Consider the following 7727-nt stretch of genomic DNA (forward strand, 5'->3'; position numbering starts at 1 on the left):
ATATGGGGTTCTGCATGAGTAGTTCTGCTGAAAAACCAAGACTGACCAGCCTTGCTCATGGTGGCGGTTGCGGATGCAAGCTGGCGCCTGCCGTGCTTCAGGATCTGTTAAGCGAAATGCCCAAGGCAGGCCCTTACGCCTCGCTGCTGGTTGGCACTGACACGGCAGATGATGCAGCCGTGTGGGACTTTGACGGCACAACCTCGGTGATTGCCACGACGGATTTTTTCATGCCGATGGTTGATGACCCGGCAAGTTTTGGGCGCATTGCCGCCACCAACGCCATTTCCGATGTCTATGCCATGGGCGGCACACCGATCTTTGCGCTGGCCATTGTCGGCATGCCGATCGACAAGATGGACCCTGCCGATATTCGCCAGATATTGGCCGGTGGTGCTTCAATCTGTGCTGAGGCCGGCATCCCGGTTGCCGGGGGCCATTCCATCGATTGTCCCGAACCTGTTTATGGGCTGGCGGTGATCGGCACCTGCCCGACCGCACAAATTCGTCGCAACGATGCGGCTCGGCCAGGCGACAGCCTGATCCTGACCAAGGCTATTGGCGTTGGCATCTATTCTGCTGCCATCAAGAAGCAGGCTTTGGCGCCAGCAGCCTATGAGGAAATGCTGGCTTCCACCACGCTGCTCAACCGGATCGGAGCCGAGCTTGGGGCTGAAAACAACGTACATGCGATGACGGATGTGACCGGCTTTGGCATTCTGGGCCACGGGCTTGAAATGGCGCGCGGCTCTGGTGTCACCATCAGGCTGAACGCATCATATGTGCCGTTTTTTGCTCAGGCTGCCGCATTGGCTCAAGAAGGTTTTGTAACAGGCGCTTCCCATCGCAACTGGAAAAGCTATGGGCATGAGGTGAGTTTGCCGCAAAACATGCCAGACTGGCAGCGACATCTGCTGACCGATCCGCAGACGTCCGGCGGGCTGCTTGTCAGCGTCGATCCTGCCATGGCGCAAACCCTGATCGAGCGCATCAAGACGGCAGGCTATCCCCGCACAGCGCTTGTCGGACATGTGGAAAGCGGGCCTGCCCGGCTGATTGTTGAGACTTGAGAACGCCGTGCATCCAGAAGGACGTAGGCCGCTTTATTGGACAAATTCAAAGCGATCGACATCGACCAGCCCCATATCGGTGATTTTAAGATGGGGAATGACCGGAAGGGCAATGAAGGCAAGCTGCAAAAACGGCTCTTCCAGTGTGGAGCCGAGTTGCAGGGCGGCGGCGCGCAGCGCCTTCAGCTTGTCGCGCACGGTTTCATAGCGGTCGAGACTTATCAGCCCGGCAACGGGCAGGGCCAGTTCGGCCAATATCTGTCCATCGCGCACCACGACAAAACCGCCTTCGATTTCGCCCAGCCGGTTGGCGGCCAGCGCCATATCTTCATCCGAACAGCCGACAATGCAGATATTGTGACTGTCATGGCTGACGGTTGAGGCAATGGCCCCTGCCGTCAAGCCAAAGCCATGGACAAAGCCGGTGGCAATATTGCCGTTTTTGCCATGCCGTTCCACAACAGCGACCTTTAAAACATCATCGGCAAGGCTGATTTCCAAGCCGTTTTCACCGACGGGCAGGTCAAATTCGAGATCGCGGGTAATGATCTTGCCCGGAACAATGCCGATGGTACGGCGGGTATGGCCATTATTGGAGCGAATGTGAAAATCGGCGGCTGCAACGGGGCGCGCCCGCACGCTGTGACGCCCGACCGGGGCCACGGGCTGGCGGGCAGCAAACAGCGCATCATCAACGAGGCGTCCTGCCGAAAACACCATCTGTGCATGGCAATCTTCCAGCGTATCAAGCACCACAAGATCGGCCCGCCAGCCGGGGGCAATCAGGCCGCGATCTGACAGCCCGAAGGCGCGCGCTCCTGAAATGGAAGCCGCCCGGTAAATGGTCAGCGGCTCGACGCCTGCGGCAATGGCGGTGCGGATCATGTGATCGAGATGCCCCTGATCGGCAATATCGAGCGGATTGCGGTCATCGGTGCACAGTGCAAGGAAAGGCGAATTGCGCTCGGTCAGGATCGGCAGCAAGGCGGCCAGATCTTTTGAGACCGAGCCTTCACGCACCAGAACATACATGCCCTTGCGCAGTTTTTCCAGCGCTTCTTCTGCGGAAGTCGCCTCATGCTCGGTGCGGATTTTGGCAGCAAGATAACCATTCAGCCCATAGCCGCTCAACAGCGGTGCATGACCATCAATATGCCCTTCCTGAAAGGCTTCCAGCTTGGCCATGCAGTGCGGGTCACGCGCCAGAACGCCGGGGAAATTCATGAACTCGGCAAGGCCGATTACTTTTGGATGATGAGCCAGCGGCAACAGATCATCAATGGTCAGTTGTGCGCCAGAAGTTTCCAGATGCGTGGCCGGCACACAGCTTGGCAGTTGCACCCGAATATCCATGATGGTGTGCGCTACACTGTCGAGGAAATAGGTAACACCTTCCAGTCCCAGCACATTGGCAATCTCATGTGGATCGCAGATGGCCGTTGTGATGCCACGCGGCAGCACGCAGCGGTCAAATTCCTGCGGTGTGACCAGTGAAGATTCAATATGCAGATGCGTGTCGATAAAGCCGGGCACGGCAATACGCCCGGAAATGTCGATTTCCTTCACGCCCTTGTAAGAAGCACAGGTGCCGACAATGCGATCACCGCAAATGGCAATGTCGCCCTCAACCAGTTCCCCGCTGACAAGATCGAAGAAGCGGCCGTTTTTTAGCACCAGATCAGCCGGTTCGCGTCCTGCGCCCTGATCGATCATCTGCCCCAGTCTTGTCGCCATTATCGCTGCTCCATCAATCTTTGAAAATCAGCGCAAAGGTACAGCATGTTTCAAGATGCTGGGAAGGTGTTTGGACGAATATCCATAAAACAGGCGTTATCTGATTTAAGTGCTATTTTCTTATTGCAATTCATTCTCAATAGCATAAGTAAGGCTACAGCAATTTTAATATCCAAGGAAATCTTAATGTCTTTCCTGAAAAGGCGCTCTTTATTGGCCGGGCTGACAGGTAGTGTGTTTGCTGCATTGTTGGCGATCATGCCTGTTCATGCACCCGCTCACGCGACAGAAAAATTCAAGGCAGTGACCAGTTTTACGGTGATTGCCGACATGGCAAAAAATGTTGCCGGTGATGCCGCTATCGTGGAATCCATCACCCGGCCGGGTGCAGAAATCCATGGCTATGCGCCCACACCGGGCGATATTTTGCGGGCGCAAGGCGCAAATCTTGTTTTATGGAACGGCTTGAATCTGGAGCTCTGGTTTGAAAAATTCTTCCAGAATTTGAAAGATGTGCCAGATGTTGTCGTTTCAAATGGCGTGGAGCCGATCAGCATTTCGCAAGGCCCTTATACGGATAAGCCCAATCCGCATGCCTGGATGTCGCCAAATGCAGCGCTGATTTACGTTGATAATATTCGTGATGCCTTTGTCACATATGACCCGGAAAATGCGGAAACCTACACAGAAAATGCAGAAATCTATAAAGACAAGATCAGGGCCATGATTGGTCCGATCAAGGCTGAACTTGATGCCCTTCCTGCAGACAGGCGCTGGCTGGTGTCGAGCGAGGGTGCTTTTTCCTATCTGGCCCGCGATTTTGATTTGAAAGAACTGTATCTGTGGCCCGTCAATGCCGATCAGCAGGGCACCCCGCAGCAGGTCAGGAAAGTGATTGATGCGGTCCGTGAAAATAACATTCCGGTGATTTTTTCAGAAAGCACCATTTCCGACAAGCCAGCCCGTCAGGTGGCGCGCGAGACCGGCGCTCAGTATGGCGGTGTGCTTTATGTCGATTCGCTCAGCGACACGGATGGCCCGGTGCCGACCTATCTGGATCTGCTGCGAGTAACGTCCGACACCATCGTCAAGGGGTTGACACGGACAGACATACCATAAGGGAACCGGTAAAGTGACAGCCTCTGTAAAAGAACAGGCCAACTCACCATCCTCGGATGCGCAATCGGGCATTATGGTGAGAGACGCAACCGTTACCTATCGCAATGGGCATACGGCGCTGCAAAATGCCAGCTTTTCAATACCGACAGGCACGATTGCCGCTCTTGTCGGCGTCAATGGATCAGGAAAATCCACCCTGTTTAAAGCCATCATGGGCTTTGCAAAACTGGCGAAGGGCACAATTTCCATTCTTGATCTGCCGGTAAAACAGGCACTGCGTCAAAATCTTGTCGCCTATGTGCCGCAGGCGGAAGAAGTGGACTGGAATTTTCCGGTTCTGGTTGAAGATGTGGTGATGATGGGCCGTTATGGCCATATGGGCATGATGCGCATGGCTCGCTCCAGCGATCATGAGGCGGTGACTGCTGCACTGGCCCGTGTTGACATGAGCGCCTATCGCAAGCGTCAGATTGGCGAATTGTCCGGGGGGCAGAAAAAGCGTGTGTTTCTGGCCCGGGCGCTGGCGCAGGACAGCGGTGTGATCCTGCTTGATGAGCCATTCACCGGCGTTGATGTCAAAACGGAAGAGCAGATCATTGTCCTGTTGCGTCAATTGCGTGACGAGGGCAGGGTGATGCTGGTTTCCACCCATAATCTCGGTTCCGTGCCGGAATTTTGTGATCGCACCATTCTTTTGAAAGGCACGGTGCTGGCTTATGGCCTCACCAGCGAGGTTTTCACACAAGCCAATCTGGAAGCCGCCTTTGGCGGCGTGTTGCGCCATTTCGTGCTGGGTGGCGAACATCTGCATGACGATGACGACCGCCGCCGCCTTTCCGTTTTTTCTGATGATGAGCGGCCCCTCGTCTTTTATGGCGAGAAGGACAATATGGAACACAAGCTTGGCGGAGACGCCAAATGAGCCTGCTTTTAGAGCCGTTTTCCTATCATTACATGGTCAACGCCATGTGGGTGTCGGCACTGGTGGGCGGGGTCTGCGCCTTCCTGTCGTGCTATCTGATGCTCAAGGGCTGGTCACTGATCGGCGATGCGCTTTCGCATTCCATCGTGCCGGGTGTGGCCGGGGCCTATATGCTGGGCCTGCCCTTTTCCATCGGCGCTTTCTTTTCCGGCGGGCTGGCGGCGGCTGCCATGCTGTTTTTCAACCAGCGCACACGGCTGAAGGAAGATGCCATTATCGGCCTGATATTTTCCGCCTTTTTCGGGCTGGGCCTGTTCATGATCTCGATCTCGCCCACGCCGGTGAGCATCCAGACCATTGTGCTGGGCAATATCCTGGCCATCACCCCGCAAGATACGTTGCAACTGGCGCTGATCGGCTTCGTCTCGCTTATGGTGCTTTTGTTCAAATGGAAGGATTTGATGGTCACTTTCTTCGATGAAAGCCATGCCCGCACGATTGGCCTCAATCCGACAGCGCTTAAAGTGGTGTTTTTTTCCCTGCTTTCAGCCTGCGCAGTGGCCGCCATGCAGACGGTGGGGGCGTTTCTGGTCATCTGCATGGTGGTGACGCCAGGTGCCACCGCCTATCTGTTGACCGACCGGTTTGAACGCCTGCTGGTGCTGGCTGTCGCTATTGGCGCGCTCACCAGTTTTTTGGGTGCCTATATCAGCTATTTTCTGGATGGGGCGACGGGCGGCATCATCGTGGTGATGCAAACGCTTATCTTCCTTGCCGCCTTCCTGCTTGCTCCCAAACATGGCTGGCTGGCCGCGCGGCGGAAGGCGGCTATTACACTTAAAGAGGCTGCGCCATGAGCCTGATTGAGACGCTTGGCCTGCCTTTTCGCTTTGATTTCATGGTCAGCGCTATGATCATTGCTGTGCTTGTGGCGTTGCCGATGGCGCTCTTGTCCTGTTTTCTGGTGCTCAAGGGCTGGTCGCTAATGGGCGATGCCATCAGCCATGCGGTGTTTCCGGGCGTGGTGATTGCCTATATTATCGGCTTTCCCTATGCGATCGGCGCCTTTGCTGCGGGTATGTTTGCCGCTGTCGCCACCGGGTTTTTGAAAGACAACAGCCGTATCAAGCAGGATACGGTGATGGGCATCGTCTTTTCCGGCATGTTTGGGCTGGGGCTGGTGCTTTACGTCAAGGTGCAGACCGATGTGCATCTCGACCATATATTGTTTGGCGATATATTGGGCGTGTCGGGCCATGATATTGCGCTGTCTGCCGCCATCGCTGTTTTGACCAGCGGTGCCGTTCTGGTAAAATGGCGTGATCTTTTGCTCCATGCCTTCGATCCCGGGCAGGCGCAGGTGGCCGGTCTGCCGGTGGGGGTGCTGCATTATGGATTGCTGGCGCTGATTTCGCTGACAATCGTCGGTGCCTTGCAGGCCGTTGGCATTATTCTGGCCATTGCCATGCTGATTGCACCGGGAGCTATTGCATTTCTTCTGGCGCGCAGTTTTTCCGGCATGTTGTGTGTTGCCATGCTGGTGGGGGTGGTCTCATCCTTCATCGGTGTTTATGCGTCCTTTTTTATCGACAGTGCACCGGCTCCAACCATTGTGCTGGTCATGACGGTTCTTTTTCTGGGCGCTTTTTTATACTCCATTGCCGGAAGGGCGCCTGTGTCTGGCGGGCCTGCGGCTTGAAAAAGCAGCCTGCTTGCGACAATACAGATAACAGGCACAGACCAGTGACAAAGGAGCAGGCGCTGCCATGAGCAAAACCGTCGTGATCAGTGTTGCGAAACTGGAAGCACGGGTTGCTTCTATCTTCGGCAAAGGCGGGCTTTCGCCTGAACATGCCGCAGCACTGGCCAGCGTGATTGTGGCCGGAGAGCGTGACGGCTGCAAATCACACGGTATTTACCGCATTGAAGGCTGCCTGCGCACGCTCAAGGCCGGCAAGGTGTCGCCTGATGCAAAGCCCGTGCTTGAAGATGACGGTTCGGCAATTTTGCGTGTGGGGGCAGGTGGTGCTTATTCCTGTGCAGCTTTTGCGCTTGGCGCTCCTGCGCTTGCCGAACGCGCCAGAAAACTTGGTATTGCAGCCCTTGTCATCAATGATTGCACCCATTTTTCTGCCCTGTGGCCGGAGGTGGAAACATTGAATGGGCTGGGTGTGGCGGCAATCGCCATGTGCCCCAGCTATGCCACGGTTGCCCCCAGCGGCGGCAGCCAGCCGCTGCTTGGCACCAACCCTTTTGCCTTTGGCTGGCCGCGTGGCGAAGACAAGCCGCCTTATGTGTTTGATTTTGCCACCAGCGTTGCAGCACGCGGCGAGATTGAGCTTTATCGCCGCGAAGGCCGCCAATTGCCTGAAGGCTGGGCAATTGATGTCGATGGCAAGCCTACCACCGACCCGGAAGCTGCCCTTGCTGGCGCCATGCTGCCATTTGGCGGCCATAAGGGGTCGGCCATCTCGACCATGATTGAATTGCTGGCTGGCATCATGATCGGTGATTTTACCAGCAAGGAAGCCCTGGATTTTCTGGGCACCACCACGCTGGCCCCGCGCCATGGCGAATTGATTATCGCCATGAGCCCCGAACGTTTTGCCGCCGGCCGGCCGGGCGATCCCTTTGCGCGGGCTGAAGTGCTGTTTGAAGCCATTGTCGGACAAGGTGCACGCCTGCCTTCACAGCGGCGCTTTGCAGCCCGCAAGCAGACATTGGCTGAAGGTATTGCATTGAGCGCCGAAGAATCGGCGCAACTTGACCGGTTGGAGGAAGTGGGGCTGGCGGCTATTTCCTGAAGCTACTGACTAGGCTCAGGACTCGTTGATCACAGCCAGAAGATAACGGTTGCTGCGAGTGCCAGAGCGGAAGAGAAA

At 55.9% G+C, this 7727-nt stretch carries 8 protein-coding genes; 6 read left to right on the forward strand and 2 right to left on the reverse strand.

What is annotated here, in order from left to right:
• Positions 1-14: 14 nt before the first annotated feature.
• Positions 15-1070, forward strand: a complete 1056-nt coding sequence (gene selD, locus ACFPLB_RS01185) for a selenide, water dikinase SelD (protein WP_378227414.1) — start codon at positions 15-17, stop codon at positions 1068-1070.
• Between the two features lie 33 nt (positions 1071-1103).
• Here selD and ade read toward each other — a convergent pair whose 3' ends face one another.
• On the reverse strand, positions 1104-2804 hold the full coding sequence (gene ade, locus ACFPLB_RS01190) for an adenine deaminase (protein ID WP_378227415.1): 1701 nt from the start codon (positions 2802-2804) through the stop codon (positions 1104-1106).
• A gap of 50 nt (positions 2805-2854) precedes the next feature.
• Positions 2855-3064, reverse strand: a complete 210-nt coding sequence (locus ACFPLB_RS01195) for a hypothetical protein (RefSeq protein ID WP_378227429.1) — start codon at positions 3062-3064, stop codon at positions 2855-2857.
• Here ACFPLB_RS01195 and ACFPLB_RS01200 point away from each other — a divergent pair.
• From ACFPLB_RS01200 to ACFPLB_RS01220, 5 genes are all read left to right on the forward strand, one after another.
• The gene (locus ACFPLB_RS01200; protein WP_378227416.1) at positions 2991-3923 is read left to right on the forward strand and encodes a metal ABC transporter substrate-binding protein; all 933 of its coding nucleotides are present in this window, start codon (positions 2991-2993) and stop codon (positions 3921-3923) included. The genes ACFPLB_RS01195 and ACFPLB_RS01200 overlap by 74 nt on opposite strands.
• Before the next feature lie 13 nt (positions 3924-3936).
• Entirely contained in the window at positions 3937-4845 is a 909-nt protein-coding gene (locus tag ACFPLB_RS01205; RefSeq protein WP_378227417.1) for a manganese/iron ABC transporter ATP-binding protein, read from the forward strand.
• A complete protein-coding gene (locus ACFPLB_RS01210; protein WP_378227418.1) occupies positions 4842-5702 on the forward strand; it encodes a metal ABC transporter permease in 861 nt (286 codons plus the stop codon). Before ACFPLB_RS01205 ends, ACFPLB_RS01210 begins: the two co-directional genes overlap by 4 nt.
• On the forward strand, positions 5699-6544 hold the full coding sequence (locus ACFPLB_RS01215; protein ID WP_378227419.1) for a metal ABC transporter permease: 846 nt from the start codon (positions 5699-5701) through the stop codon (positions 6542-6544). Before ACFPLB_RS01210 ends, ACFPLB_RS01215 begins: the two co-directional genes overlap by 4 nt.
• A 67-nt stretch (positions 6545-6611) precedes the next feature.
• Positions 6612-7649, forward strand: a complete 1038-nt coding sequence (locus ACFPLB_RS01220) for an Ldh family oxidoreductase (protein ID WP_378227420.1) — start codon at positions 6612-6614, stop codon at positions 7647-7649.
• Positions 7650-7727: the final 78 nt, after the last annotated feature.

The organism is Aquamicrobium segne, from assembly GCF_042656785.1.
Lineage (GTDB): Bacteria > Pseudomonadota > Alphaproteobacteria > Rhizobiales > Rhizobiaceae > Mesorhizobium > Mesorhizobium segne.

What these genes read in the sequence shown, in the direction of transcription:
- selD (WP_378227414.1), top strand. Translation starts at nt 15, where the DNA reads ATGAGTAGTTCTGCTGAAAAACCAAGACTGACCAGCCTTGCTCATGGT.
- ade (WP_378227415.1), bottom strand. Translation starts at nt 2,804, where the DNA reads ATGGCGACAAGACTGGGGCAGATGATCGATCAGGGCGCAGGACGCGAA.
- ACFPLB_RS01200 (WP_378227416.1), top strand. Translation starts at nt 2,991, where the DNA reads ATGTCTTTCCTGAAAAGGCGCTCTTTATTGGCCGGGCTGACAGGTAGT.
- ACFPLB_RS01195 (WP_378227429.1), bottom strand. Translation starts at nt 3,064, where the DNA reads ATGATCGCCAACAATGCAGCAAACACACTACCTGTCAGCCCGGCCAAT.
- ACFPLB_RS01210 (WP_378227418.1), top strand. Translation starts at nt 4,842, where the DNA reads ATGAGCCTGCTTTTAGAGCCGTTTTCCTATCATTACATGGTCAACGCC.
- ACFPLB_RS01215 (WP_378227419.1), top strand. Translation starts at nt 5,699, where the DNA reads ATGAGCCTGATTGAGACGCTTGGCCTGCCTTTTCGCTTTGATTTCATG.
- ACFPLB_RS01220 (WP_378227420.1), top strand. Translation starts at nt 6,612, where the DNA reads ATGAGCAAAACCGTCGTGATCAGTGTTGCGAAACTGGAAGCACGGGTT.